The following is a 25,250-nucleotide window of genomic DNA, read 5'->3' on the forward strand; positions in this document are numbered from 1 at the left end:
TTGGCGGCTCTGGTTTTCCGATGCAAATCTGGCGGGCCGGGGAAGTGATTTGGGTGCTGCGTTATGAGCTCGCATGAACAAAATTCCTTTTTCCGCCAACGTCGCGCCGTGCTGGCGGGTCTTGCCGGCGCACTCGTCCTGCCGCGCGTGGCGGCCGCTTTCGACGTCCCCGATGAGCCGCGCCTTGCCAAGCACGACTATGGCGAGGTCCGCCGCCATTTCCGCACGAAGCTTCTGCAGAAGGGCCCGGCGCCGGACAAATACGAGCCGCTGACCGCGCCCGCCGACGCCGAGAAGATCTTCTACCGCTCCGGCTATGGCGGCGAGCTGGAGCTGGCGGCCTGGGTCTCCAGATACAAGCGCGGGCGTACGGCCGCGCCGGCCGTGCTCTTCCTGCATGGCGGCAATGCCATGGGCATCGGCCATTGGCAGCTGATGAAGCCCTATATGGATGCCGGCTATGTGGTGATGATGCCGTCGCTGCGCGGCGAAAACGGCCAGAGAGGGAATTTTTCCGGCTTCTACGACGAGGTCGACGACGTTCTTGCCGCTGCCGAGCGCCTGGCGCATCTGCCGGGCGTCGATTCCGGGCGCCTGTTTATCGCCGGCCACAGTATCGGCGGCACGCTGACCATGCTGACGACGATGAGCACTCATAAATTCCGCGCCGCCGCCCCGATATCAGGCAATCCCAACGCCTTCCGCTTCTTCAACCGCTATCCCCAGGACATCCGCTTCGACGACAGCAACGTGCATGAATTCGAGGTGCGTTCGGCGCTCTGCTACGCCCACAGCTTCAAATGCCCGGTCCGGGTCGTCCACGGCACCGAAGAGGCGCATTTCAACGACCGCGCCGATCTGCTCGCCCGCCGCGCCCGCGCCGTGGGCATTCATATCGAAACCGACACCGTCGCCGGCAACCATACCTCGGCGCTGCCGGCCGAGATCGAACAGAGCATCCGCTTCTTTCACGGAGTGGCGGCCTGAATTTTCGCCGCCGCTTCAAATGCAGGCCCATTGGGCCTATATTCCCGGTATGACGACGGACGCAGAGACCATGATCGTGCCGAACGACTTCCCCGAGCTGAAAGGGCTCGTCTGGAATCGTGACCCCGCGCGCGCGATGCCTGCCTCGGAGGTTTTCGCGCTGTATGAACGCAACTGGCGTTTCGTCGATGCCAGCGGGCTGACTGAGCGGGAGAAGCGACTGATCCGCGATCTGACTGCCGCTTATGGCAAGGGTGTTTTGCTCGTTTCCTGATTTTCCGTTTCTTTATCCTTCGTATGTAGGCTTGGGCGGAAATCAGGTGGCCATTATGGAATTCAGACGTCCTGAACATCGCACGATCGCTGCGGCCCTTCGGCTGATGCAGGCCGATTTTTTCTGGCCAATAAGTGTTGGTTTGCCGGCGGAACAGCCGTATGAATCTCGACGAATACCGGCTGTCGCTAGACGTCGATTTTCTCTGTGCGGATGGCGATGGATATCGCGTCCTGCGCCTGGCGGCGATCGAACGCGGAGCAGGAGCCTTTTTCGGAGAGCCGGTCAGGACGCTCAGGGACTTCAGGACGGACCAATACGGCATACGTACGGTCCTTACTCTCGAAGATCAGGCTATTCGCTTCGAAATCGTGCGTGAGGCGCGGATCGCTCTTGAAGGCACTTTCGACTCGAGACTGCACGTTCCAATGCTGTCGCTGCCTGATCTGTTCGCAGAAAAGCTGCTCGCCAATGCGGACCGCTGCCAGGACAGGACTGTCGCCTACCGTGATGCTATCGATCTCGGGATGCTTCTCACCCGCCACGTGGAAATTCCCGCGGTCGCCGTTCTGAAGGCGACGGACGCTTATGGCCAGGACATTGAACGAAAGATCAGCTGGGTCCTGGCGAAGCTTAAGGACGAAACGGAATTGAGGCATGCCGCAAGCGTTCTGCAGATGGACGGCGATCTTGCCATACGGGCGATTGCCGCCCTTCGCCGTGAAGCGCAACGGCTCTGGTCGGTTTAACCTCCCGGCGTTTCGTCCCCAACGCCAGCCTCGCGCCAGCCGCGCATGCCATCCTGCGGGCAGGATCGCTGTCTCGCCGATCGTTGATAAGGGTGGCCCCATGAATTTTCTGCGCCGGATTTCCCCGATTGCCGGGCTTATGATTGCTGTCGCGCCGCTCAGCGGCTGCAACATCCTCATTCCCGATGTCGCCGCCGATTCGCCCGCCCGCTTCGTCCAGGAAACCTCGCCGGTCTTTTATCAGCCGCCGGGCGTCGATCCGCGCCGGGTGCGGCCGATCCCCGATCAGCCGGTGCCGCAGACGCGCGAACTCTACAAGACCCAGTTCCACCAGACCTACGGCCTGCCGGTGGCCAACCCCGTGCATGCGGCGATGTATGGCGAGCAGCGCGACGAGGATTTCACCCTGCCGGCGATCCCGATCAGCCGCGTCCAGCCGCAGTTCCTGCGCCAGGAAGTCGATTACCAGACGACCGAGCGCCCCGGCACCGTCGTCATCGATACCAAGACGCGTTTCCTTTATTTGGTCGAGGGCAACGGCAAGGCGATGCGCTACGGTGTCGGCCTCGGCCGCGAGGGCTACGCCTGGCAGGGCCGCGGCGTCATCCAGTGGAAGCAGAAGTGGCCGCGTTGGACGCCGCCAGTGGAAATGGTCTCGCGCCAGCCGGAAGTTCGCGCCTTTTCCGCCGAAAATGGCGGCATGAATCCCGGGCTTCAGAACCCGCTAGGCGCACGCGCCATGTATATCTTCAAGGACGGCCAGGATACGCTCTACCGCATCCACGGGACGCCCGACTGGCAGTCGATCGGCAAGGCCACTTCGTCGGGCTGCGTGCGCATGCTGAACCAGGACGTCGTCGATCTCTATGACCGGCTTCCGGCCAAGGCCGAGATCGTTGTGATGTAGCGCTGCAACAGCGCTCATCATATCGGCGGCTCCGGCCGGAACACGTCTGCGTGAAGCTATGGTTTATTTGGCGCAAGCCGATAGATTTCTTGATGTCGTCATTCCAGCATTCCCGCATCAAAAGGAAATCAGTCCCGCGTCATGAGTTCCGATAGACATCTTTCCCGCCGAAGCTTTCTTTCCCTTTCGGCTCTGACGGCAGCCTCCGCGCTCACCGGCTGCGCCTCCTCCGCCAACACCGTGACATCGGGCGACACGTCGATCATCTACCGCTCGCCGATGCGCCTGTTCCAGTCACCGGGATCCTCGAGCGTGCCGAGCGGGCCCGAGCTTGCCGTCATGTACGGCCCGGTCGAGGACGGCGGCTTTCTCATTCCCGCCGTCCCCTACGAAGAGATCGATCCGCGCTACTATCGCCAGCGTGTCGTCGATCCCACCGGCCAGCCGCCCGGCACCATCGTCGTCGATACGCCGTCGCGCTTCCTCTATCTCGTCCAGGCCGATGGCATGGCGATGCGCTACGGCGTCGGCATCGGCCGCGAGGGCTTTGCCTGGCAGGGATCGGGCGTCATCCAGTGGCGTCAGAAATGGCCGCGCTGGAAGCCGCCGAACGAGATGGTCGCCCGCCAGCCGGAACTCGTCAAATATTCGATCGAGAGGGGCGGCATGGAGCCGGGCCTGACGAACCCGCTCGGCGCCCGCGCGCTCTACATCTTCTCCAACGGCGAGGATACGCTCTACCGCCTGCACGGCAATCCCGACTGGCGCTCGATCGGCAAGGCCGTCTCCTCGGGCTGCGTCAGGCTTTTGAACCAGGATATCATTGATCTCTACGACCGCGTTCCGACAAAGGCGCCGATCGTCGTCTGGCAATAATCGTCGCCGAGGCGGCCGCAGCCCGGCCGCCTCGGATCGTCCCGTGATATGCGTTAGGCGGAGCAAAACCGTTTCATGAATTCCGACGTCGAAAAAATTAATTTTCAAAACGCCATTGTTTAATTCGGTAAACATCCTAAATAGCGCATATCGAATGCTTGTGACCTTTGTCCACGCGCTGAAGCGCTCCGTTCAGATATCCTCTCAACATCGATACTGCTTGCTGGAATATTCCTCCGCAGGCGAACACCAACGGTTGAAAAGGAGATCGTTATGAATTCAGGCGTCGTAAAATGGTTCAATGGCACCAAGGGTTTCGGCTTCATCCAGCCCGATGACGGCTCTACCGACGTTTTCGTCCATATCTCGGCGGTTGAACGCGCCGGCATGCGCGAACTCAGCGAAGGTCAGAAGGTCCGCTACGATCTCGTCCGCGACAAGAAGTCCGGCAAGAACGCGGCCGACAACCTCCAGGCTGCATGATTTGTCATTCGCCTCGCCGACCACGGACGTGGCGGCGGGCCGGCCACGATTGCGGCAGCGAGCTGACCACGGATGTACTGGCAGCATGCTGACGATAATCGCAGCGGCAGGGCTGAGTGACTGGAAGAGGTCGGGTTCAAGCCCGGCCTTTTTGTTTTGATCAATTGAGCAGCCGAAGAGTCGAGGGACGCTGAAATGGGCAGACCACGTTATAAAGTCGGCGACATGATCGTGCTGAAATCCGGCCTCACCCGCACGGCAAAAGCCGACGAACGGTGCCGGATCGCCAGCATTCTGCCGAATGATCATGGACATGTACAATATCGCGTCCAGTTCGCGGCGGAAAATTTCGAACGCCGCATCACCGAGGCCGATATCGACAGCGGGCAATCGTTGTCGCGGCCTTTGCCCGAGACGACGGCCAAGACCGATGGCGCCGAGCCATGGCTGAAATTTTCGGGCATCCGGACGGGCAGGTAGTCCGGCCGTTTTCGTCATTGATAGTGCGGCTGCGGCCGACAGGAAGGATATATCGTTTTGCAGGTACTCGTCAGGGATAACAATGTCGATCAGGCGCTGCGCGTGCTCAAGAAGAAGATGCAGCGCGAGGGCCTGTTCCGGGAAATGAAAGCCCGCAGCGCCTATGAGAAGCCGTCCGAAAAGCGCGCCCGCGAGAAGGGCGAGGCCGTTCGCCGCCAGCGCAAGCTCGCCCGCAAGAAGCTGCAGCGCGAAGGCCTGTTGCCGGCGCCGAAGAAGGCCCTCCGCACCCGCTGATTGAGCGCGCGCGTCCGATAAGACGCGCTTCGCTCGGAAACCACGCATAATTCTCCTGATATCGCTTCAGGCTTATGCGCAAGGGGCGTGGGCAGCAGCTCGCGCCGCCACCATCCGAGAAGGGGGGCACATGACCGCCACCAAGGGAGAATTCTTCAACCCCGTCAAGCTTTCGTCCCGCGACAAGGCGGAAGCGACCGATCAGACGGCGCGCGCCATCATCGCGGCCGAGGCATCGGCCAGAGACAAAAAGACGGAAAAGCTGAGGGCGCTGCGTCTGCAGCAGGCGGCGGCCGAAGCGGAAACCGTCCCCGCACCCGCCAAGAAGCGCCGGTCTCCGGCCAAGGCCGCTCGGCGCCGGTCCTGATCCGCGCAGATGCGCGGATGTGATATCGGCTCGGGGCAGGGCGTTCACCCGCCGGCCGTGGCCCGCCCGAGATTGGCGCGCAGCCGTTGCAGCATGTCGCGCATTTCGGCCATTTCCTTGAGCGTGCAGCCCGCGGCCTCGCCGATCGCGCTCATGATGGAATCGATTTCTCCCTTCATCGCCTCGCCCTTGGCCGTCAGCGACACGATCACCTGCCGCTCGTCGCGCTGATCGCGGATGCGCTTGATGAGGCCGCTCTGTTCCAGCCGCTTCAATAGCGGCGAGAGCGTGCCGGAATCGAGATCCAGCTGCTCACCGATCGTCTTGACCGGCAGCGCGCTGCGCTCCCAGAGCACCAGCATCACCAGATATTGCGGATAGGTGAGGCCGACCCTGTCGAGGATCGGCTTGTAGGCGCGGGTGAAGGCGTGCGCCGTCGCATAGACCGCAAAGCACAGCTGCTTTTCCAGCCGCTTCTCTTCCTGCGGTATCTCCATGGCCTTTATCGTTTGCGCTTTCATGTCCATCGTCCCTGAGCCTGCGATTGTCTTCTTTTCCAAGTCGAAATGCAATTTGCAAAATTAACTTGCGTACAATTTAATTGTGCGATAATCAAAAATCCGACCCGATCGAAGGGCCAATCAAAGGAGATCGTCATGCCTATTCTCTATACGACAAAAGCCTCTGCCACCGGTGGCCGCGCTGGCCGCGCCGTTTCCGAAAACGGCGTTCTGGACGTGACGCTGACCGTTCCCAAGGAACTCGGCGGCGACGGCGCGACCGGCACCAATCCCGAACAGCTTTTCGCGGCCGGCTACTCCGCATGTTTTCTCGGTGCCCTGAAATTTGTCGCAGGCCAGCAGAAGGTCAAGATTCCGGAAGACACGACGGTTTCCGCCAAGGTCGGCATCGGCCCGCGCGAAGACGGCACCGGCTTCGGCATCGAAGTGGCGCTGACCGTCAATATCCCCGGCGTCGAGCGCGAAACGGCCGAAAAGCTCGCAGCCGCAGCCCACATCGTCTGCCCCTACAGCCACGCCATGCGCACCTCGACCGAAGTTCCGGTCACGGTCGCCTGATCAGGGCGTTTCCAGTATGAAGCGGGAGAGGGCGCCGACCGGCCCCTCATCCGGCTGCCGCCACCTTCTCCCCGTAAACGGGGCGAAGGGACCATGCCGCGACCTCTCCGTTCTCTACCAACCTCTCGCAGGGCACGTCCCCTCTCCCCGTAAAACGGGGAGAGGGTTACGGTGAGGGGCCGCCATCGGCGCGAACTGGACAGGCGCGGCTCTCCCGGCCATCACCGCTCATACTGCGGTACACGGCGGGGAACAGCGGCAGCTTTCTCGAAATATTTCCGAGCCTGGCCGGCTCGCCCTATTCGCCCATTGCCGGTCCGCCATGGCGGGAGCGGCGGACAGAAGGCTTCGGCATCTCACCGGTCACGCCCGCCAGCGCCTGCAGATCCTGCCGCAGCCGCGCTGCGCCGCCATCCGGCAATCCGTCGTCGATCGACGCATGCGTCACCTCCCAGATTGGCAGCGCCTTTGCCAGCGCGGCCTTGCCTTCCACGGTCAGGCTCAGCAACCGGCCGCGCCGGTCCCTCGGGTTTTCCATGACATCAACCCAGCCCTTGCGCTGTAAGGGCTTCAAGGCCGCCGTCAGCGTCGTCTGGTCCATGGCGAGCAGGGCGGCGACCGGCCCCATCGGCGGCGGTTCCGGCCGGTTCAGCGACATCATCAGCGAAAACTGCCCGTTGGTCAGCCCCGCCGGCCGCAACGCATCGTCGAACAGCCGGGCCAGCGCCCGCGCGGCCCTTTGCACATGCAGGCAGAGGCAGGTGTCGCGCACCATTAGCGTCGTGGAAAAGGGAATCTCGATCGAGTTTGACATGCTTCATTTCTATTGATGTCAATGTAATTAGTCAAGGAGAAGGAGATGAGCCGGCTCACCGGCGGCGCCGAGGAGGGCGCGTCCCATGCAGAATGAGGTTGTTTCCCGCGAGGAATGGCTCGAGGCCCGCCGCGCCCTGCTCTTGAAGGAAAAGCAGGCGACGAGGCTGCGCGACAGCATCAATGCCGAGCGCCTGGCGCTGCCCTGGGTGAAGGTCGACGAGGATTACGTCTTCGACACGCCGGAGGGGAAGAAGTCGCTCGCCGATCTCTTTGACGGCCGCAGCCAGCTCCTGATCTATCATTTCATGCTGGGTCCCGACTGGGAGGCAGGCTGCACCGGCTGCTCCTTCCTGTCGGATCATATCGACGGCGCCCTGCCGCATCTCAATCATCACGATGTCACCTGGGTCGCCGTTTCGCGCGCCCCGCTCAACAAGATTGCCGCCTACAAAAAGCGCATGGGCTGGAAATTTCCCTGGGTCTCGTCCTTCGGCAGCGATTTCAATTTCGACTATCACGTTTCTTTCAGTCCGGAGGATCTTGCCAAAGACAAGGTCCTTTACAATTTCACTGCCATAGAACCGGCCCAGGCCCATGACGAACTGCCGGGTCTCAGCGCCTTCTACCGCAACGACAAGGGTGAGGTCTTCCATACCTATTCGAGCTACGCCCGCGGTCCGGAGGAACTGATCGGCACCCTGATGATCCTCGACCGCGCACCCAAGGGCCGCAACGAGGACAGCACGATGAATTTCGTGCGCCGTCATGACGAATATGAGGACACGCCGAAGACGCAGTCCTGCTGTCACTGAACTGGAGCAATTCCGGGCCGCCATCACTCGAAGGGAGAAGAGGATGATGAAGACCGCCGAAGTGCTGAAAGAACATTCCTTCCTGGAAAGGCTGGTCGGCGACTGGACCGTCAGCTCTCCGGAGATGTCCGACGGCAAGGACTGGACGGAGACCGTCCGCTCGCTGCACGGCATCTGGTTCGTCGCCGAAGGAACCGGACTCATGCCGGACGGCAAGCAGGCAACCACGATCCTGACGCTCGGCTACAACCCCGAAAAAGGCAAATATGTCGGCAGCTGGATCGGCAGTATGATGGACTATATGTGGGTCTATGAGGGCGAGGTCGACGCGTCGGGCAATGTGCTCGACCTCTATACGACGGGCCCCGACTTCAATGGCGAAGGCCTTGCCGACTATCGCGAGCAGATCACCTTCCTCGACCCCGATCACCGCACCTTCACCTCAAGCGCCAGGCAGCCGGACGGTTCGTGGAAGCAGTTCATGGAAGCGCATTACACCCGCAAGATCTGACAATCTCGGCGCCGCAAGCAGCGAAAGGCGTCGGAAGAGGGAGGAGTATGATGTCCAAGACGCATGGAAAATTCATCTGGTGCGAGCTGATGACCCCCGACACCGCAGCCGCCGCGAACTTCTATTGCTCGGTCGTCGGCTGGACCACCTCCGAAATGAAGGTCGAGGGTATGCCGACCTATACGGTCTTCCAGGCAAACGGCATCGGCGTCGGCGGTCTGATGGAGTTTCCGGCCGAGCTCGAAGGGCAGGGCATTCCGCCGAACTGGACGGGATATGTCGGCGTCGACGATGTCGACCAAACGGCGCGGGATTTCGCCGCCAATGGCGGCACGGTCCGCCGGCCGCCGCAGGACATTCCGACCGTCGGCCGTTTCGCCGTGGTCGCCGATCCGCATGGGGCGGTCCTCTGCATCATGACGCCGGCGCCGATGGAGCAGGAATGGCCGGAGCTGGCCCCCGACGCGCCCGGCAATATCGGCTGGCACGAACTCTATGCCGGCAACGGCAAAGAGGCGTTGGCCTTCTATTCCAAGCTGTTCGGCTGGACGAAGGACAGCGAGATGGACATGGGTCCGATGGGCGTCTACTACCTCTTCTCCCATGACGGTCGGCAGATCGGCGGCATGATGACCAAGCCGGACAACATGCCGATGACCTTCTGGTGCTACTATTTCATCGTGCCGGCGCTCGATGCCGCGATCGAACGCGTCACCTCGGGCGGCGGCAAGGTCGTCAACGGCCCGATGGAAGTCCCCGGCGGCAGCTGGATCATCCAGGCCACCGACCCGCAGGGGGCTTTCTTCTGCCTGGTGGCACCGAAGCGGTAGGCTTAGACGCATCGTGTCGGTGTGCCGTGAGGCCCCCTCATGCGACCCTTCGGGCCACCTTCTCCCCGAGGGGAGAAGAGGGAATCGAGACGTTCCGGCATATCTCTTCTCCCCTCGGGGAGAAGGTGCCGGCAGGCGGATGAGGGGGCTGCACGGCACCCCTTCACCATCCATTCACCCCCCAACCGAGGCAAAGAACCCCTCCGGGCTCTCCACCTCCACGAGCCGCTTCCTCTCGATCAGCCAGAAGCGGTTTCCCACAGCCCGCACGAAACTGCGGTCGTGCGATACCAGCAGGCAGCTTGCCTCCTGCGCCTTCAGCTCGCTTTCCAATGCCTCCTGTCCCTCCATGTCGAGATGGTTGGTCGGCTCGTCGAGCAGGTAGAAGTTCGGCTCGGTCAGCCGCAGTACCAGCATGGCGAGCCGCGCCTTCTGACCGCCGGAAAGCTGGCCGATCGGTTTTGTCTGCATGTCGATCGTCATGCCGGCGCCGGCCAGCAAGGCCCGCGCCCGCTGATCGCCGACATCGAAGCGGCGGATGATCGTGCCGATCGGCGTATCCTTGTCGGCAAGATCGGCAAGGGCCTGGTCGCCGTAGCCGAGCACTAGCGACGGCGTCGCCTTTATGCCGTCCGGCGCGGCCCCGGGGCTTTCGATCGCCCGCTTCAGCATCGACACCAGCCGCGACTTGCCGGCGCCGTTGAGGCCAAGGAGTACGATCCGGTCGCCCTGGCAGATGAATTGCCGGCCGGTCCGGAACAAGAGCGTCCCATCCGGCGCCGTCACCGCCGCGTCTTCCAACGTCACCAGCACCTTGGCATGGGTGCCGCGGTTGGAAAGCCGGATCGCCCCGGCCGAGCGTTCGAGATCAGCCGGTTTTGCCGCATCCTCCAGTTTTTCCGCCCGCTGCTTAAGCTGCTTCGTCTTCACGACGAGCAGGTCGCTGCCGGAATTGATGCCGATATTGTTGAGCTTGGCCGCCTGCTTGCGAAGCTGCTCCGCCGTCTTCATGTCGCGCTGGTAGCGCCGGGCCTCGGAAGCGTCGGCTTCGTCGAGCGACGCACGCGCCCTGGAATAGGGAAGGGCAAAAACCGGCGATTGCTCCGGCCGCAGGAACAGCGTCCTGTTCGTCGTCGCATCGAGGAAGGCCCGATCGTGGCTGGAGAGAATGACTGGCACATCGCGCGGCAGGCCATTCAGCCAGCTTTCCAGCTGCTTTATCCTTTCGAGGTCGAGATGGTTGGTGGGCTCGTCGAGCAGCAGCACGTCGGGTTCGCAGACCCAGGTGCGGGCAATCATCGCCAACCGTTGCCAGCCGCCGCTCAACTGCTTGAGCGGCCGGGTGCGCATGACCTCCGGCACCTCGAGCGATTCCAGCACCACGTCGACGCGCCAAGCCTCGCTTTCGGCTTGATCGGCCGGCAGCGCCTGCAGCACCGCATCGTAAAACGGCGTGTCGAAAAGTGCGGCCGGCACATTCTGCGCGACATGGCCGACGGTCAGCCTGCGCGCCTTGGTGATCTCGCCCTCGCTCGGCTCCAGCGCGCCGGTGATGCAGGCGAGCAGCGTCGATTTCCCGCGCCCGTTGGCGGCGACGAGGCCGATGCGGTCGCCTGCATTGACGACGAGATTGAGTTTCGAAAACAACCGGTTGCCCAGCGTCACGCCGAGATTGCGGATATTGATGAGTGTCATGATCATTCTCTGGTCTTGACCGGGGACGCGATCCGGGGCGTTCAGCCATCACGGAGTTGCGCGTATCGGGCCCGGGAATTGAGAAAAATGCGCGCTCTACGGCGCCGCATTGGCCACGAAGGGCAGACCAGGAAGAGATGTCGGGAAACGGTCTCTGGTCAGCCCTGCAAACGCATCTGCAGGGCGTTGACGGGACCACGCTGGCGATGATGCCGGAAATAATACTGCATAACGTGATCCTCCTTTCTCGATAGAGTTGCGGGATTGAAATAACATTGCCTGCAGAAAGAGGCAAGCGAACCGCAGGCAAGCCTCCTCGCCTCGACCGAAGGCTGCCCCTGACCCTAACCCTTACCGGGGTCGAGACACGTGGCTCGACCCGGTTCGGTGGCGGCAGCCGGATGAGGGGCTTGCTACTCAACTACCGGCAATTCACATCACCGCCAGCCAATTCCAACCGCCGCTCTATCCCGATGTTTTCGAGAAACGTCTCATCATGGCTGACAACCACAAGCGCCCCGTCATAGGCGCGCAACCCGGCCTCGACCGCTGAGATCGAGTCGATGTCGAGATGGTTGGTCGGTTCGTCGAGGATCAACAGCGGCGGCGGTGCGGAGCCAAGGACGCAGGCAAGACCGGCGCGCAGCAATTGCCCGCCGCTCAGCGTCGAGACGATCTGCAGCGCCGCATCGGCCCTGAACATGAAGCGGGCAAGGGCGGCCCGGCAGGCATTTTCATCGGCCTGCCGGTTGATCCGGCGGAAATTGTCGCGGATCGAGGCTGAGGGATCGAGAAGGCTGACTTTCTGATCGAGCATCGCGAAAGCGGTCATGACGGTGACCGTGCCGGCCCAGGCTTTCAGCTCGCCGGTGATGAGCGCCAGCAGGGTCGTCTTTCCCGAGCCGTTGCGGCCGGTGACGGCGATGCGTTCCGGTCCGGTCACGTCGAAGGAGAGATCGCCGATCACGGGATCGCCCGGCCGGTAACCTGCCGTCACGCCGTCCATCTTCAGCACGATCTTGCCGGCGGGCAGCCCCGTCGGCGGCAAGCTCACCGATAATGGCTGCAGGATCTCGATCTTCCCGAGCGCCGCCTTTGCCTCGTGCTGCGCCTGTGCGCGCCGGCGTTCGGCAAGACGGGCATTGTCGCCGCCGGTCGTTTCGCTCCGCTCCTTCATGCCGCCGAGCATGATGCGCGGGATGCCGCCCTTGGCGGCCATCTTCCGCCCGGCGCTGTCCCTGTGCGCCTGGCGCTCCACCGTCGCCTGCGCCTTCCGGGCAACCTCGGCCATGCGCCTTTCGGCATCGGCAAGATCATGCTGGGCTGCGGCAAGCTCGAGCGCCTTGCGCTCGCGGTAGTGGCTCCAGTTGCCGCCGTAGCGCGTCGAGCCGAGCGAGGTCAGCTCGACGATCTGATCAACGCTTTCGAGCAATTCCCGGTCATGGCTGACGATGATGGCGCCGGCACGCCAGCCTGATATCAGCTGGATCACCGCCTCGCGGCCTTCGCGGTCGAGATTGTTGGTGGGTTCGTCGAGCAGCAGGAAGTCCGGAGCGCTGAAGATGAGCGCGGCAACCGCCGCACGGGTGCGCTGCCCGCCGGAGAGTGCAGCAAGCGGCGTCTGTGGCTCCGCGTCCAGCCCCGTCCGGTTGAATGCGGCGGCGATGCGCGCCGGGAGCGTCCAGTCCGCCGAGGCAAGCTCGTCGGCCGTTGCCTCGCCGGCTTCGGCACGCCGAAGAAGCGCAAGCGCCCTCGTCACGCCGAAGAGATCGGCGATGGTCTCTTCGGCCGCGACCTGAACGCTCTGCCGCAGCACCCCGAGGCTGCCGTTGATCGATACCGACCCGGATTGCGGCCGGATATCGCCGGCGACGAGCTTCAGCAGCGTCGTCTTGCCGACGCCGTTGCGTCCGACAAGGCCGGTGCGCTCCGTCCCGAAGCTGAGGTCGAGATCGGAAAAAAGCGACCGCCCGTCAGGCGCGGCCCAGGAAATTTGGGAGAGGGTGATGGATGCAGGCATGGCTATGGACTTCCCCGTTGGCAAGGCGAACTGGCATTGCGATCGGGTTGAAATCCATTGCGGCACACATCCTGTTGAAATGGTCGACGGCGGGAATTTAGGGAAGGAAGGCTGAAGGTTCAAGGCAGGTGGACAACTTGCCGCTCGCTTACCTCTGCTGGCTTCGTCCCTGAGATCGCCCCTCACCCTAACCCTCTCACCGTAAAAACGGGCGAGGGGACGTGCCCCGCAAGAGCGGGTGGGAGCGGAGAGGTTGCGGCATGTCCCTTCGCCGGAGCCGAAGGACGGGTCGAGACGCGTGGCTCGCCACCGGTTCGGTGCCGTCAGGCGGATGAGGGCTTACGGCACGCGGCAACCCTACCGCTTCAAACTCCCCAAGATCCCACGCACCAGCGCCCGGCCGACCTGGGTCGCCACCGTGCGGGCGACGCTCTTCATCGCCGCTTCCACCACCGTTTCGCGCTGATAGCCGGAGGACCGGCCGCGCGATTGGCCGCGGCCCTGGCGGCTGTCGTCATCGCCGCCGAAGCCCGGCAGGGTCCAGCCGGAGGTCGTGCCGCCCTGCTGTTCTGCCGCTTCCTCCTGCGCCCGCTTGGCGGCCTCGGCATCCGCTGCCTTCTTGGCGCGCGCTGCCAGCAGCTCGAAGGCGGATTCGCGGTCGATGTCCTCGTCATAGAGGCCGAGAACCGGGCTCTTGTCCATCACCTGCTGGCGTTCGCCATCGGTCAGCGGTCCGACGCGGCCCGACGGCGGGCGGATCAGCGTGCGCTCGACGATCGACGGCGCGCCCTTGGCCTCCAGCGTCGAGACCAGCGCCTCGCCGGTGCCGAGATTGGTGATGACTGTGGCGCAATCGAAGGCCGGGTTTGGGCGGAAGGTCTCGGCCGCCGTCTTCACCGCCTTCTGTTCGCGCGGGGAGTAGGCGCGCAACGCATGCTGGGCGCGGTTGCCGAGCTGGGCGAGCACCGTTTCCGGCACGTCGAGCGGGTTCTGCGTCACGAAATAGACGCCGACGCCCTTGGAGCGGATCAGCCGCACCACCTGCTCGACGCGTTCGACCAGCACCTTCGGCGCGTCGTTGAAGAGCAGATGCGCCTCGTCGAAGAAGAAGACCAGCTTCGGCTTTTCCGGATCGCCCACCTCCGGCAGTTCCTCGAAGAGCTCCGAGAGCAGCCACAGCAGGAACGTGGCGTAAAGGCGAGGGTTCATCATCAGCTTGTCGGCGGCAAGCACCGAGATCTGGCCATAGCCATTGGTATGGGTGCGCATGATATCGGAAATCTTCAGCGCCGGCTCGCCAAAGAAATGCTCCGCGCCCTGCTGTTCGAGAACGAGCAGCGCCCGCTGGATCGAGCCGACCGAGGCCTTGGAGATCAGGCCGAACTGGTTGGAAAGCTCGCTGGCGTTGTCGCCCATATAATTCAATAGGGAGGTGAAATCCTTGAGGTCGAGCAGCGGCAGTCCGGCCTCGTCGGCGATCTTGAAGGCGATGTTGATGACGCCTTCCTGCGGCTCGGACGCATCCATCAGCCGGGCGAGCAGCAGCGGCCCCATCTCGGCGACGGTCGTGCGTACCCGGTGGCCCTTCTGCCCGAACAGATCCCAGAAAATCACCGGAAACTGGTCGAATTCGTAATCGGTGAAACCGATCTGTTCGGCCCGCTTGGTGAGGAAATCCTTGGCCTCGCCCCTGGCGGCGATGCCGGAAAGATCGCCTTTGATGTCGGCCGCAAAGACCGGAACGCCGGCCCGGGAAAAGCCTTCGGCGAGCACCTGCAGCGTCACCGTCTTGCCGGTGCCGGTGGCCCCGGTGACGAGGCCGTGGCGGTTGCCGAACTTGAGGTCGAGATATTCCGGCTTGTTGATGCTGTCGTCGGGATTGCGGCTCGCGCCGATGAAAATCTTGCCATCCTCGATCATCCGCAATGCTCCCTTCGGCTCTGCCGTCCTTTGTTGAGAAGGTCTGGCTTCCACCGCCTTCATCGAACCATCGTTTCCCTGTTATAAGCAGGCAGGCGGATGCGGACAACTGTCTGTCTCGACAGCAAAACCGGATGCGAGCCGTTTGGAAACGCGGCTTGAGTTAGGCTCGAAACTCTATTAACGTTGACGTTAACGTCAAGATAACAGGAGGCTGACGATGAATGAAATTGTAACCCAGATCGCCGATCGTGTAGGGATTGCGCCTGACTTGGCCGAAAAGGCGCTCGGGATGATGCTCGGCTTCCTGCAACGCGAAGCCGCTGACGGCCCGGTCGCCCGGATGATCGAAGCCATCCCCGGCGGCGCCGATCTCGTCGCCCAGTTCAATGGCGCCGGTGCGGGCGGCGGCGGCCTGCTCGGCGGGCTGATGAATTCGCTCGGCGGCGGCGGCATCATGGGGCTCGGCCAGCAGCTTATGGGCGAGGGCCTCGGCATGGGCGAGATCACCTCGCTTGCCAAGGAGACCATCGCCATCGCCAAGCAATATGCCGGCGAAGAGGTCGTCGACGAAGTCGTCGCCTCCGTCCCCGGCCTCAGCCAGTTCGTCTAAGAGGTCGGCGGGAGCCCGGCTTCGTCCGGGTTCCTCATACCTTGCCCTGATTAACGGGCGAAAGACGCGTCCTGCTTGAAGAAGTGGGCAGGGTCGACAACCCGGGGAACGTGATCGCGCAGATCTGCGGCTGGTCTACTGTCCCGAGGACGCCGCCTGTCCTCAGCCTCGCCGCTCTTCCAGAATTTCGTCGGTGATATCGCGGCCGCGCGCGAACACGCCCAATATGTTGACGTCATTGCCGATGACCGAGAACGCGACGCTGACGCTTCGCCGATAGCCGATAACGCGCAGGCCAGGAATGCGGGCGCACCGTACCGCGTTCCGGGAACGTCTCCAGGCCTTCGATGAAGGTGATCAACGCGTCGACGAAGGCGCCGGCAATGGCAGTTCCCGCCTCAACGGCGATGTCGTCATAGAGTTTGTCGAGTTCGGCTTCTGCCTTCGGGTGATAGAGAATGCGGTAGGCCATGCCTACTTGGCCTTCGCCGCGTCATTCCGGCGCTTGGCTTCAAAGCGAGCGCGCACTGTCTCAGCCGGAATGCCGAGGTCCGGCTTCTTGATCAGGTCGTCGTAGCGCGCAGGGATTTCGTCGTTAAGCCAACGCTCGCGGGCCGCCTCATGATCCTCCAGCAGCCGCAGGCCTGCACGGACCACCTCGCTGGCATTGTTGTAGCGGCCGGATTCCAGCTGCTTGCGGATAAATTCTTCGTAGTGATTGCCGAGCGCGACGTTGGGCATAGTCTTTCCTTCCGTTGTCATCAGTATGGAACGGTCACGTCGTTATGACAATAGTTGTTAATCTTAGTCTAAAATGGCCAAAGTCGACACTCCTGATGGCCTTGCCTTGCAGGCTGTGCTTGCTATGTAACGGCTCCCATCGGAAAGGGTAAACCATGACAGTCTGGCGCCCGCCGCAGCAGATCAGGGTGAAGGTGATCGGTCTCGCCTGGCGAAAAGACCAGCTGCTTGCCGCCGAAGTGGAGGATGACAGCGGCCGCATCAAAGGTGTCCGGCCGCTCGGCGGCTCGATCGAATTCGGCGAAACCCGCGAGGAGGCGCTGCATCGCGAAATCAGGGAGGAGCTCGACACGGAAATTCGCATCGTCGGTCCCTGGCATCTGCTCGAAAATATCTTCGAACATCATGGCGCGGTGGGCCACGAATTCATCTTCGCCGCCGAGATCGAACTGGCTGATGCCTCACTCTACGAGCGTGATGAAATCCGCTATTCCGAGCTGGATGAGACGGCGGCGACGGCGCGTTGGTTCGGCCGTGAGGCGCTGCGAGGCGCCGGCCTCGATCTCTATCCTACAGGTCTCGAGACGGTGCTGTCGCGCTGGCGTGATTGAACCCTTGAAGCGGCTTCGGTCTGCTCGCCAAACTTTGATCGTCCCTATTCCCCCTACAGGGAACAAGGGAGTAAAATCGCTGTTTCTGTCGCATCGCCGACACCAGAAGGAACAGCATCATGCGCAGTCTCATTGCAGCAACGTCGATCGCTCTCCTCAGCTTCTCCGCCCCGGTGCTTGCCCAGTCGAACATGGGCATGGATGCCAGCGGCCGCATCGACGGCACGCCGCCGCTCGGCACCGCACCAGGCGCCGAGCCGCAAGCCGGGCTGGTCATCCCGCTCGACTCGATCGAAACCGGCAGCGTCGACAACGGGGTTCCGAGCGGACGCGTCGATTGGGCGCGCTGCCCGCCGCGCAAGGCCCGCGGCGCGCTTGCCACGCAAGGCGGCAACAGCGGCGCCTCGGTCAGCCCCGCATGCCGTGAAGGTCAATAATCCGGCTCTATTTGCCGCTCTTGCCGTCGCGGTGGAGGATGACGCCGAGTTCATGCCATTTGCGTCCGTCGCGCTCGATGAGCGCGTCGGCGCAGGCCGGTCCCATGCTGCCCGGCGCGTAGGCTTCGGGCGTGCTCGGATCCTTGCCCCATATATCGAGGAAGGGCTGCACCGCCGCCCAGCCGGCCTCGATGCCGTCGGCGCGCTGGAACAGCGTCTGGTCGCCGATGAAGAGGTCGTAGAGCAGCGATTCATAGCCCGTCGTCTTGCCGATATCGAACTTGTCGGCATAGCGGAAATCGAGCGACACGGGCACGGTATCGACCGAAAGCCCCGGCGACTTGATCGAGATTTCCATGCTCATGCCCTCGTCCGGCTGCACCTGGATGACCAGCCGGTTCGGCGGCAGCCGGCGATTGACCTCTGTTTCGCGGAACTGCGCGAAGGGTACGGGCTGGAAGGTGATGACGATTTCGGTGTCGCGTGCCGTCAGCGCCTTGCCGGTTCTCAAATAGAAGGGCACGCCGGCCCAGCGCCAGGTATCGGCGTAGAGTTTCAGCGCCACATAGGTTTCCGTGCGGCTGTCGGGCGAGACGTCCTTGCTGTCGCGATAGGCCGGAAGCGCAGTACCGTTGAGCGAGCCGGCCGCATAGGCGCCGCGCACGCCGTGCGTCTTGGCCTCCTCCGGCGTATAGATGCGCAAGGCCTTCAGCACCTTGCTCTTCTCGTTGCGGATCGCTTCGGCATCGAAGCTGTTCGGCGGTTCCATGGCGATCATCGCCAGGAGTTGGAAGAGATGGTTCGGCACCATGTCGCGCAGCGCGCCGGTGGCATCGTAGAATTTGCCGCGGCCGCCGACATCGACGATCTCGGCGGCAGTGATCTGCACGTGGTCGATATAGCGGCTGTTCCACAAGGACTCGATGATCATGTTGGCGAAACGCGCCGTCATCAGGTTCTGCACCGTCTCCTTACCGAGGAAATGGTCGAGCCGGTAGACTTGGCTTTCCTCGACCTGCGCGAGGATTTGCGCATTCAGCGCCCGCGCCGAGGCGAGATCGGTGCCGAACGGCTTTTCGATGGCGATACGGCGAAAGGCGCCGTTGCTTTCGTCGGTCAGCCCATGGGCGGCAAGCTTCTCGACAATCGTGCCGAAGAAGGACGGCGGCACCGCGAGGTAGAAGGCGGCATTGGCATCCGGCCCGAGCCGCCTGCCGATCTCGAGGAAAACATCGTCCTTGGTGAAATCCCCCGGCATATAGGCAATGCGCCGGCGCAGGCTCTCCCATGCCTCGTCCTTCGCCGTTTGCTCCTCGCCGTTCAGATGATCGAGGAATGCATCGAGCCGGTCGCGCAGGAATTCGTCGTCGCCCGCTTCGATGCCGATGCCGAGGATATGGAGATCCTCGCCGACGAGGCGCTGACGCGTCAGGTTGATGATCGCTGGCACCAGGAGACGACGGGTCAGATCGCCGGTGGCGCCGAAGATGACAAGGGTGACCGGCGGGGTAGGGGCAGCGTGCATGTGTCTCATCTCCGAGATTGTGCGGCCGACTATACTGCGCGCCGTTTCAGCCGCAACATGGGAGGGGAGGGGTAACGGGCATTTGACGGCGGCGCGGGTGCCGCGGGGGTTGGCTGCAAGGAGCGCGACGATGTCACGGTTGGCGTTCAGCCGAGCCCCTGGACCACACTCAGTTGCGGCCGAGCGAAGCAAAGAACCAGTCGATGAAGACGCGGACGATTGGTGTCGCATAAGCTTCGGTTCGGCAGGCCACATAGACCGCGTCGTTGGCCGGAACCGTAAGTTCGAACGGCGCGATCAGTTCGCCACGCGCGATCATATGAGCGGTGGTGATGTTGTCGCCGAGTGCGATGCCATGACCGTGCATGGCGGCCTCGATCGACAGGCGCGCGTCGCTCATCATGTGCTGGCGCGCAGGCAGCGCAATGCCGGCGGCGGCCAGCCAGGTGTTCCACTCCTTGCCGCGATCGGCGTGCAGCAGCATATGGTCACGCAGGTCGCGCGGGGAGCGCAGCGGACGCCTGTTCATGAGTGCCGGGCTGACGACAGGGAAGAGCTCCATCCGGCTCCACAGGCGCGACCAATAATTGGGCCAGTTGCCGCTGCCGTAGAGAATGCACAGGTCGACATTCGGGGAGCTCAGATTGCTCGGGTCGTTCGAGGCGCGCAGGTCGAGCTGGACGTCGGGAAATTGATCGGTGAACTCCTGCAGCCGCGGAATAAGCCAGAGAGACAGCACTGCCGCGACACAGGTCACGCGCAGCGTGCCGCAAGTCGCCGGCCGGGTCATCGCGGCTTTCGCTGCTGCGATCTCCGAAAATGCGTTGGAGACGACCGGCATCAGCAACGCGCCCTGGCTTGTAAGCTTCAGCCATTTGCCGCCGCGCTCGAACAGGCGCACGCCAAGCGATTCCTCCAAGGTGCGTATCTGGTGGCTGATCGCGCCATGGGTGACATTCAACTCGCGTCCCGCGGCGGAAACCGACCCATGGCGTGCAGTTGCCTCAAACGCGCGTAGCGGATTGAGGGGCGGCAGACGGCTGGACATGAAGCAATGACCTGTGAGAAAAACTTGCATGAAACTGTATATTAATATCAATTGATTTTCCAGCGAGCTTGCCGTTCAATCACTGAAGGAAGCCGTCGGCCTCTGCGGCAGAGCTGCAGCCGAGGACCCGATTTGCCATCCTGATCGCAGCATCGTCACTCTCAAGAAGGCCGTCATGTCCTGGAATGAAACCAAGCTTTCCGAACTCCGAGCCAGATATGGCGACAGCCACGGCGGTGAGCTGCACCATCCCGAGTTCCGCAAGGTAGCAGAGAAGATATTCAACAAGAGCGGCACCCGGCTCGCGCCCTATTCGGGAATCCCGACATTCCTCTCCGCCCCGCTGATGCAGGTCGACAACGAGAACCCGGATTTCGGCGATCTTCAGGTCGCGATCCTCGGCGTGCCGATGGATCTGGGCGTGACGAACCGCCCGGGCTCGCGCTTCGGGCCGCGCGCGCTGCGCGCCATTGAGCGGATTGGGCCTTACAACCATGTGCTCGGCTGCGCGCCGGTTCAGGAGCTGCGCGTGGCGGACATTGGCGATGTGGCGTTTCAGAGCCGCTACCGGCTGGAATTGTCGCATGAGGATATCGAAAAACGCGTCGCGCAGATCGTTACCGCAGGGGTGCTGCCGCTCTCGGTAGGCGGCGACCACTCGATCACCCATCCGATTCTGCGGGCCGTCGGCAGGGAGCGGCCAGTCGGCATGATCCATATCGACGCCCATTGCGACACCGGCGGTGCTTACGACCTGACCAAGTTCCACCATGGCGGACCGTTCCGCAACGCGGTCCTCGACGGCGTGCTCGACCCGACCCGCGTCATTCAGATCGGCATTCGCGGCTCGGCTGAATATCTCTGGGAGTTTTCTTACGCCTCGGGCATGACGGTGATCCATGCCGAGGAGATCTCGGCAATGGGCATTCCTGCAATCATCGAAAAGGCGAAGGCCGTCATCGGCGATGGGCCGACCTATCTTTCCTTCGACATCGACAGCCTCGATCCTTCCTTCGCGCCAGGCACCGGCACGCCGGAGATCGGCGGCTTCACCACCCGCGAGGCGCTGGAACTCATCCGCGGCTTCAAGGGCGTGAACCTGGTCGGCGGCGATGTCGTCGAGGTCGCGCCCCAATATGACGCCACCACCAACACAGCCCATGCCGGCGCGCAGATGCTGTTCGAAATATTGAGCCTGATGGCGTTCAGCCCGGCAATCCGCCGTGCCGTCTGACGGGCCTGGCCGCAGCTCAAGGCCAGGAATGAAAAGAAGGCCGCAAAGGCCTCGAATACAGTGAAAGAGGGAAGCGGCGTGCCGCATCGGTTAGGAGAAAGACGATGACGCAATTGACAATGAACCGCCGCACCGTGCTCGGCGTCGGAATAGGTGCTGGTGTAGCCATGTTGGCAATGCCCAACGTGCTGCGCGCTCAGGACAAGTCGCTGAAGGTCGGTGTTTATGGAGGTTACTTCAAGGACTCGTTCGACAAGAACATCTTTCCGGAGTTTACCAAGGCGACCGGCATCGCGGTCGAATCCGTCGCAGAGCCGACCGGCGAGGCCTGGCTGGTGCAGATGCAGCAGGCAGCCCAAGCAGGCCAGGCGCCGGCTGACGTTTCGATGATGTCGCAGGTGTCGATGCGCAAGGGTCAGGCCACAGAGCTCTGGGCTCCGCTCGACCTCGCCAAGATCAAGAATTCCAGCAACCTGCTTGAGCGCTTCATCAATAAATACCCGGATGGCCGGGTCGCCGGCATCGGCGCTGTCTCGTGGTTCATCACCCTGGTCACCAACACCGATGTTTACAAGGAAGCGCCGACCAGCTGGACAGCGCTGTGGGACCCGGCCAATGCCGACAAGCTCGGTCTGCTGGCGCTCGTCTCCAACTCCTTCCTGCTTGACGTGACGGCAAAGACCTATTTCGGCGGCGCCCAGGCGCTCGACACTGAGGAGAGCATCCTCAAGGTCTTCGCCAAGCTGGCCGAGCTGAAGCCGAATGTCCGCCTGTGGTATCGCGACGAGGCGCAGTTCGAACAGGCGCTAAAGTCGGGTGAAATCCCGATGGGACAGTATTATCACGACGTGACCGGCCTCGCGGCCGCAGACGGTCAGCCCGTTCGCTCGACCTTCCCGAAGGAGGGCGGCATTCAGGATGCAGGCTCGTGGGCGCTGTCGAAGGCGTCGCAGAAGACGGAAGAGGCGCATATCTTCATCGACTATATGAGTCAGCCGTCCATCCAGGCCGTGCTGTCACGCAAGGTGGGCACGTCGCCAACGGTCAGGCGCGAAACGACCGACCTGAACGAGAAGGAATTTGCCGCGGTTTCCTCCGACATCGAACCGATCATTCCACACTACGACATGTACATCTCCAAGGCCGACTGGCTGAACGAGAAGTGGACGGAAATGATCGCCAGCTGACGCTCATCGTGCTTTCGCAGGCCCAGGGGGCCTGCCTTTCGGTTGGGAAGAGGCATATGTCGGGACTCACGCTTCAGAATATCGTCAAGGACTTCAGCGTCATTCGCGCCGTCGACAATGTCGACCTGACGGTGCCGCACGGCGCATTCGTCTGTCTGCTCGGCCCCTCCGGCTGCGGCAAGACAACCTTGCTGCGCATGATCGCAGGTCTCGATCTGCCGACATCGGGCCGCATCACGCTCAACGGGAAAGACATCACCAGGACGCCCACGCACCAGCGCGAGCTTGGCATGGTGTTCCAGTCGCTGGCGCTGTTCCCGCACCTGACGGTAGGCGAGAATATCGCCTATCCACTGCGCATTCGCGGCCGTCCGAAGGACGAGCAGGCGAAGCGCGTCGAAGAGCTGCTGGCAATGATTTATTTGCCAGGCTACGCTGATCGAGCCGTGTCGAAACTTTCGGGCGGCCAGCGGCAGCGCGTCGCAATCGCTAGGGCACTGGCGATTTCGCCGAAACTCTTTCTGCTCGACGAGCCGCTGTCGGCGCTTGATGCCAAGCTGCGGGAAGCCATGCAGGTAGAGCTTCGCCAGCTTCATCAGCGGCTCGGCATCACCACGATCGCCGTCACGCACGACCAGCGCGAGGCGATGACCATGGCCGATACGGTCGTGGTCATGAACGGCGGTCAGATACGCCAGGCGGCGTCGCCGACCGAGATTTATCGTAGACCGGCAGACAGCTTCGTCGCGGATTTCATTGGCCAGACAAATCTGGTCGAGGCCAGGCGAGAGGGCGGCGCGGTCAGCATATTGGGGCAGCCGGTCGCCGACCTGTCGCTGTCGGCAGGGATCGAGCGCGCCACGCTCTCGATCCGGCCAGAAGACGTGCGCCTCGGCCCGCCGAAGGCCGGCGCACTGACGGGCGAGGTCACCTTCGTGCGCGATCTCGGCGGCGTCGTCGAAACCTTTGTCAATGTCGGCGGTCAGCAGTTCATTGCGGTCTCGACGCCGCGTGAGCGCCCTGACGTGGCGGTGGGCCAGACGGTGGGCATTGCGCTGACCGACAAGGACTGCGTGGTGCTCGAGCAATGAGACGCGAAGCCCCGCAGACGCTCGGCGACTATGCCCCGCTAGCCTTCCCGGCGATCATGCTGATCGTCTTCTTCGTCGTGCCTTTCGGCACGATGATTTCCGTCAGCTTCTTCAAACGCCAACAGGGCGGCTTCTACACGCCTGATTTCGTCTTCGACAATTATATCCGCTTCCTCTCAGCCTTCTTCGGGGGAGTGCTCAGCTTCTCGCTGCTCCTGGCGATCGCGGTGGCTGCGACCTGTGTCGTTCTGGCCCTGCCTTTCACATACCTGCTGATCCGCATGAAGCGGAGAACCCAGGTGGCCTGGCTGGTCGCACTCCTTTCGATTCTGTCCCTGTCTGAGGTCATCATCGGTTTCGCCTGGTCGACGCTGTTTTCGCGCACGGCCGGCATCACCAACCTGTTTGTATGGCTCGGCCTCATGCAGCAGGCAGTCGCCTTGACGCCGAGCATCGGGGCCGTTGTCACCGGCATGGTCTACCAGGCATTCCCCTACACGGTCCTGGTCCTCTATCCCGCGCTGGTGCGGCTTGATCCGACGCTTTCGGAGGCCGCGCGAACGCTCGGCGCTTCGCCGGTCAAGGCCTTCTTCACCGTCGTCGTGCCTGCGCTGCGCGATACCATTCTCGCCACCCTGATTATGGTCTTCATCTTCGCGCTCGGGTCCTATCTGTTGCCGCAACTGCTCGGCCGCCCGCAACACTGGACGCTTTCCGTGCACATTACCGATCAGGCGATCTATCAGTCGAACATGCCCTTCGCGGCTGCCATGGCGGTTTTCCTGGTGTTGGTCACACTGGCCCTTGTAGCGCTCACCCTGCTCGTTGGCCGCCAAGGAGGGGCGAGCAAATGACCATTCTCCGCAACGTTCTTTTCGGGATAGTCGGACTGTTTCTCGCTTTGCCGCTGATCATTGTTGCCGGCGTCTCAGTCAATGCCAGGCAGAGCCTCACCTTCCCGCCGCAAGGTTTCTCACTCGGCTGGTATGGTCAGATATTTCTCAATATGGAATGGCGCAACGCGCTGATCGCGTCGCTTGTGCTGGCGCTGTCGTCGGCGGCGCTTGCGGTGCTGATCGCCTTGCCGCTCGCCTGGTTCCTCTGGCGCCGCTACGCGCCCTGGGCCAATATCTTCCAGTTGCTCGGCGTGGCGCCCTTTACCTTGCCGCCGGTTATCACGGCGCTCGGCCTGCTGACTTTCTGGGCCACGACGGGATTTTACGGGCAACCCTGGACGGCGGTGATCGGCCACGCCATCTTCTTCGTCACGCTGCCGCTGGTGACCATTTCGCTCGGCTTTTCGGCGATCGACCGCTCGCTGGTAGAGGCCGCCTCGACCTTGGGAGGCGACGACCGCACCGTGTTCCGAACCGTCGTTCTGCCAATGATCTCGCCGTACATCGTGTCGGGCTACGCTTTTGCCTTTGTGCTGTCGCTCAACGAATACATCGTTGCTTACATGACGGTCGGTTTCACGCTGGAAACGCTGCCGATCAAGATTTTCAATTCGCTGCGATATGGCTACACGCCGACCATGGCGGCGGTGACGATCCTGTTCGTGGCGACGGCAGCGATCGTCTTCAGCCTCGTCGCGCGCTTCGGCGACCTGCCGAAACTGCTAGGCGCGATGACCTCAAACGAACCCTGATCGACGCAACCAATC

29 protein-coding genes and 2 pseudogenes are annotated in these 25,250 nt (G+C 62.6%); 22 read left to right on the forward strand and 9 right to left on the reverse strand.

Features of this window, described 5'->3' with window-relative positions; all coding sequences use genetic code 11:
- Nucleotides 1-63: 63 nt before the first annotated feature.
- The 9 genes and pseudogenes from J0663_RS14555 (at nt 64) to J0663_RS14595 (ending at nt 5,417) form a co-directional block, all read left to right on the forward strand.
- Nucleotides 64-987: an alpha/beta hydrolase family protein gene (locus J0663_RS14555; RefSeq protein WP_207241027.1), complete on the forward strand. Its 924-nt coding sequence runs from the start codon at nt 64-66 to the stop codon at nt 985-987.
- A gap of 70 nt (nt 988-1,057) precedes the next feature.
- A complete protein-coding gene (locus J0663_RS14560; RefSeq protein WP_246590291.1) occupies nt 1,058-1,261 on the forward strand; it encodes a hypothetical protein in 204 nt (67 codons plus the stop codon).
- Between the two features lie 55 nt (nt 1,262-1,316).
- Nucleotides 1,317-2,010 (forward strand): annotated as a pseudogene (locus J0663_RS14565) (nucleotidyl transferase AbiEii/AbiGii toxin family protein).
- A 100-nt stretch (nt 2,011-2,110) separates the two neighbouring features.
- On the forward strand, nt 2,111-2,917 hold the full coding sequence (locus tag J0663_RS14570) for a L,D-transpeptidase (protein ID WP_207241028.1): 807 nt from the start codon (nt 2,111-2,113) through the stop codon (nt 2,915-2,917).
- Between the two features lie 141 nt (nt 2,918-3,058).
- Nucleotides 3,059-3,793, forward strand: coding sequence for a L,D-transpeptidase family protein (locus J0663_RS14575; RefSeq protein ID WP_207241029.1), 735 nt, complete (start codon nt 3,059-3,061; stop codon nt 3,791-3,793).
- 273 nt (nt 3,794-4,066) lie between these two features.
- Nucleotides 4,067-4,276 carry a cold-shock protein gene (locus tag J0663_RS14580; protein ID WP_207241030.1) on the forward strand — a complete coding sequence of 70 codons (210 nt, stop codon included), beginning with the start codon at nt 4,067-4,069 and terminating at the stop codon, nt 4,274-4,276.
- A gap of 195 nt (nt 4,277-4,471) precedes the next feature.
- Nucleotides 4,472-4,756, forward strand: a complete 285-nt coding sequence (locus tag J0663_RS14585) for a cold-shock protein (RefSeq protein WP_207241031.1) — start codon at nt 4,472-4,474, stop codon at nt 4,754-4,756.
- Nucleotides 4,757-4,813: 57 nt separating this feature from the next.
- Entirely contained in the window at nt 4,814-5,050 is a 237-nt protein-coding gene (rpsU, locus tag J0663_RS14590) for a 30S ribosomal protein S21 (protein WP_207241032.1), read from the forward strand.
- A gap of 130 nt (nt 5,051-5,180) precedes the next feature.
- The gene (locus J0663_RS14595) at nt 5,181-5,417 is read left to right on the forward strand and encodes a hypothetical protein (protein WP_207241033.1); all 237 of its coding nucleotides are present in this window, start codon (nt 5,181-5,183) and stop codon (nt 5,415-5,417) included.
- A gap of 44 nt (nt 5,418-5,461) precedes the next feature.
- Here the strand turns inward: J0663_RS14595 and J0663_RS14600 are convergent, their stop codons facing one another.
- The gene (locus tag J0663_RS14600; protein WP_207241034.1) at nt 5,462-5,938 is read right to left on the reverse strand and encodes a MarR family winged helix-turn-helix transcriptional regulator; all 477 of its coding nucleotides are present in this window, start codon (nt 5,936-5,938) and stop codon (nt 5,462-5,464) included.
- Between the two features lie 135 nt (nt 5,939-6,073).
- Here J0663_RS14600 and J0663_RS14605 point away from each other — a divergent pair, with 135 nt between their 5' ends.
- Nucleotides 6,074-6,496: an organic hydroperoxide resistance protein gene (locus J0663_RS14605; RefSeq protein ID WP_207241035.1), complete on the forward strand. Its 423-nt coding sequence runs from the start codon at nt 6,074-6,076 to the stop codon at nt 6,494-6,496.
- Between the two features lie 298 nt (nt 6,497-6,794).
- Here the strand turns inward: J0663_RS14605 and J0663_RS14610 are convergent, their stop codons facing one another.
- Nucleotides 6,795-7,310 (reverse strand): MarR family winged helix-turn-helix transcriptional regulator, encoded by a 516-nt coding sequence (locus J0663_RS14610; protein WP_207241036.1) that lies wholly within the window; start codon nt 7,308-7,310, stop codon nt 6,795-6,797.
- A gap of 85 nt (nt 7,311-7,395) precedes the next feature.
- Between J0663_RS14610 and J0663_RS14615 the strand changes: the two genes are divergently transcribed.
- From J0663_RS14615 to J0663_RS14625, 3 genes are read left to right on the forward strand one after another with little or no spacing between them, the layout of a single operon-like run.
- Nucleotides 7,396-8,124, forward strand: coding sequence for a DUF899 domain-containing protein (locus J0663_RS14615; RefSeq protein WP_207241037.1), 729 nt, complete (start codon nt 7,396-7,398; stop codon nt 8,122-8,124).
- Between the two features lie 43 nt (nt 8,125-8,167).
- Entirely contained in the window at nt 8,168-8,635 is a 468-nt protein-coding gene (locus tag J0663_RS14620; RefSeq protein ID WP_207241038.1) for a DUF1579 domain-containing protein, read from the forward strand.
- A 50-nt stretch (nt 8,636-8,685) separates the two neighbouring features.
- Nucleotides 8,686-9,465: a VOC family protein gene (locus J0663_RS14625; RefSeq protein WP_207241039.1), complete on the forward strand. Its 780-nt coding sequence runs from the start codon at nt 8,686-8,688 to the stop codon at nt 9,463-9,465.
- Nucleotides 9,466-9,639: 174 nt separating this feature from the next.
- On the opposite strand, the gene J0663_RS14630 is transcribed toward J0663_RS14625, so the two are convergent.
- Both J0663_RS14630 and J0663_RS14635 read right to left on the reverse strand, forming a co-directional pair.
- Nucleotides 9,640-11,160: an ABC-F family ATP-binding cassette domain-containing protein gene (locus J0663_RS14630; RefSeq protein WP_207241040.1), complete on the reverse strand. Its 1,521-nt coding sequence runs from the start codon at nt 11,158-11,160 to the stop codon at nt 9,640-9,642.
- A 421-nt stretch (nt 11,161-11,581) separates the two neighbouring features.
- Nucleotides 11,582-13,180: an ABC-F family ATP-binding cassette domain-containing protein gene (locus J0663_RS14635; RefSeq protein WP_207241041.1), complete on the reverse strand. Its 1,599-nt coding sequence runs from the start codon at nt 13,178-13,180 to the stop codon at nt 11,582-11,584.
- On the opposite strand from J0663_RS14635, the gene J0663_RS31610 reads away from it, so the two are divergent.
- Nucleotides 13,167-13,295 (forward strand): hypothetical protein, encoded by a 129-nt coding sequence (locus J0663_RS31610; RefSeq protein WP_259665980.1) that lies wholly within the window; start codon nt 13,167-13,169, stop codon nt 13,293-13,295. The two genes, J0663_RS14635 and J0663_RS31610, sit on opposite strands and share 14 nt — an antisense overlap.
- A 242-nt stretch (nt 13,296-13,537) precedes the next feature.
- Here the strand turns inward: J0663_RS31610 and J0663_RS14640 are convergent, their stop codons facing one another.
- Nucleotides 13,538-15,100 (reverse strand): helicase HerA-like C-terminal domain-containing protein, encoded by a 1,563-nt coding sequence (locus J0663_RS14640; RefSeq protein WP_207241042.1) that lies wholly within the window; start codon nt 15,098-15,100, stop codon nt 13,538-13,540.
- 220 nt (nt 15,101-15,320) lie between these two features.
- Between J0663_RS14640 and J0663_RS14645 the strand changes: the two genes are divergently transcribed.
- Nucleotides 15,321-15,713, forward strand: coding sequence for a hypothetical protein (locus J0663_RS14645; protein ID WP_207241043.1), 393 nt, complete (start codon nt 15,321-15,323; stop codon nt 15,711-15,713).
- Nucleotides 15,714-15,875: 162 nt separating this feature from the next.
- Here J0663_RS14645 and J0663_RS14650 read toward each other — a convergent pair.
- Nucleotides 15,876-16,185 (reverse strand): annotated as a pseudogene (locus J0663_RS14650) (type II toxin-antitoxin system RelE/ParE family toxin).
- Between the two features lie 2 nt (nt 16,186-16,187).
- Nucleotides 16,188-16,454 (reverse strand): type II toxin-antitoxin system ParD family antitoxin, encoded by a 267-nt coding sequence (locus tag J0663_RS14655; protein ID WP_207241044.1) that lies wholly within the window; start codon nt 16,452-16,454, stop codon nt 16,188-16,190.
- A gap of 155 nt (nt 16,455-16,609) precedes the next feature.
- On the opposite strand from J0663_RS14655, the gene J0663_RS14660 reads away from it, so the two are divergent.
- Nucleotides 16,610-17,065: an NUDIX hydrolase gene (locus J0663_RS14660; protein WP_207241045.1), complete on the forward strand. Its 456-nt coding sequence runs from the start codon at nt 16,610-16,612 to the stop codon at nt 17,063-17,065.
- A 119-nt stretch (nt 17,066-17,184) separates the two neighbouring features.
- Nucleotides 17,185-17,502, forward strand: coding sequence for a hypothetical protein (locus J0663_RS14665; protein WP_207241046.1), 318 nt, complete (start codon nt 17,185-17,187; stop codon nt 17,500-17,502).
- Between the two features lie 7 nt (nt 17,503-17,509).
- On the opposite strand, the gene zwf is transcribed toward J0663_RS14665, so the two are convergent.
- Complete coding sequence (gene zwf, locus J0663_RS14670) at nt 17,510-19,027, reverse strand: glucose-6-phosphate dehydrogenase (RefSeq protein ID WP_207241047.1); 1,518 nt, start codon at nt 19,025-19,027, stop codon at nt 17,510-17,512.
- Nucleotides 19,028-19,196: 169 nt separating this feature from the next.
- On the reverse strand, nt 19,197-20,075 hold the full coding sequence (locus J0663_RS14675) for a LysR substrate-binding domain-containing protein (RefSeq protein ID WP_207241048.1): 879 nt from the start codon (nt 20,073-20,075) through the stop codon (nt 19,197-19,199).
- A 175-nt stretch (nt 20,076-20,250) separates the two neighbouring features.
- On the opposite strand from J0663_RS14675, the gene speB reads away from it, so the two are divergent.
- The 5 genes from speB to J0663_RS14700 all read left to right on the forward strand — a co-directional run bounded on the left by speB (nt 20,251) and on the right by J0663_RS14700 (nt 25,235).
- Nucleotides 20,251-21,309 (forward strand): agmatinase, encoded by a 1,059-nt coding sequence (gene speB, locus J0663_RS14680; protein ID WP_207241049.1) that lies wholly within the window; start codon nt 20,251-20,253, stop codon nt 21,307-21,309.
- Between the two features lie 104 nt (nt 21,310-21,413).
- A complete protein-coding gene (locus J0663_RS14685; RefSeq protein ID WP_207241050.1) occupies nt 21,414-22,496 on the forward strand; it encodes an ABC transporter substrate-binding protein in 1,083 nt (360 codons plus the stop codon).
- Nucleotides 22,497-22,552: 56 nt separating this feature from the next.
- Complete coding sequence (locus J0663_RS14690; RefSeq protein ID WP_207241051.1) at nt 22,553-23,587, forward strand: ABC transporter ATP-binding protein; 1,035 nt, start codon at nt 22,553-22,555, stop codon at nt 23,585-23,587.
- Nucleotides 23,584-24,441 carry an ABC transporter permease gene (locus tag J0663_RS14695; RefSeq protein ID WP_207241052.1) on the forward strand — a complete coding sequence of 286 codons (858 nt, stop codon included), beginning with the start codon at nt 23,584-23,586 and terminating at the stop codon, nt 24,439-24,441. Before J0663_RS14690 ends, J0663_RS14695 begins: the two co-directional genes overlap by 4 nt.
- The gene (locus tag J0663_RS14700; RefSeq protein ID WP_207241053.1) at nt 24,438-25,235 is read left to right on the forward strand and encodes an ABC transporter permease; all 798 of its coding nucleotides are present in this window, start codon (nt 24,438-24,440) and stop codon (nt 25,233-25,235) included. The genes J0663_RS14695 and J0663_RS14700 overlap by 4 nt, the downstream gene beginning before the upstream one ends.
- Nucleotides 25,236-25,250 lie beyond the last annotated feature (15 nt).

The sequence above is a fragment of the Rhizobium lentis genome (assembly GCF_017352135.1).
GTDB lineage: Bacteria > Pseudomonadota > Alphaproteobacteria > Rhizobiales > Rhizobiaceae > Rhizobium > Rhizobium lentis.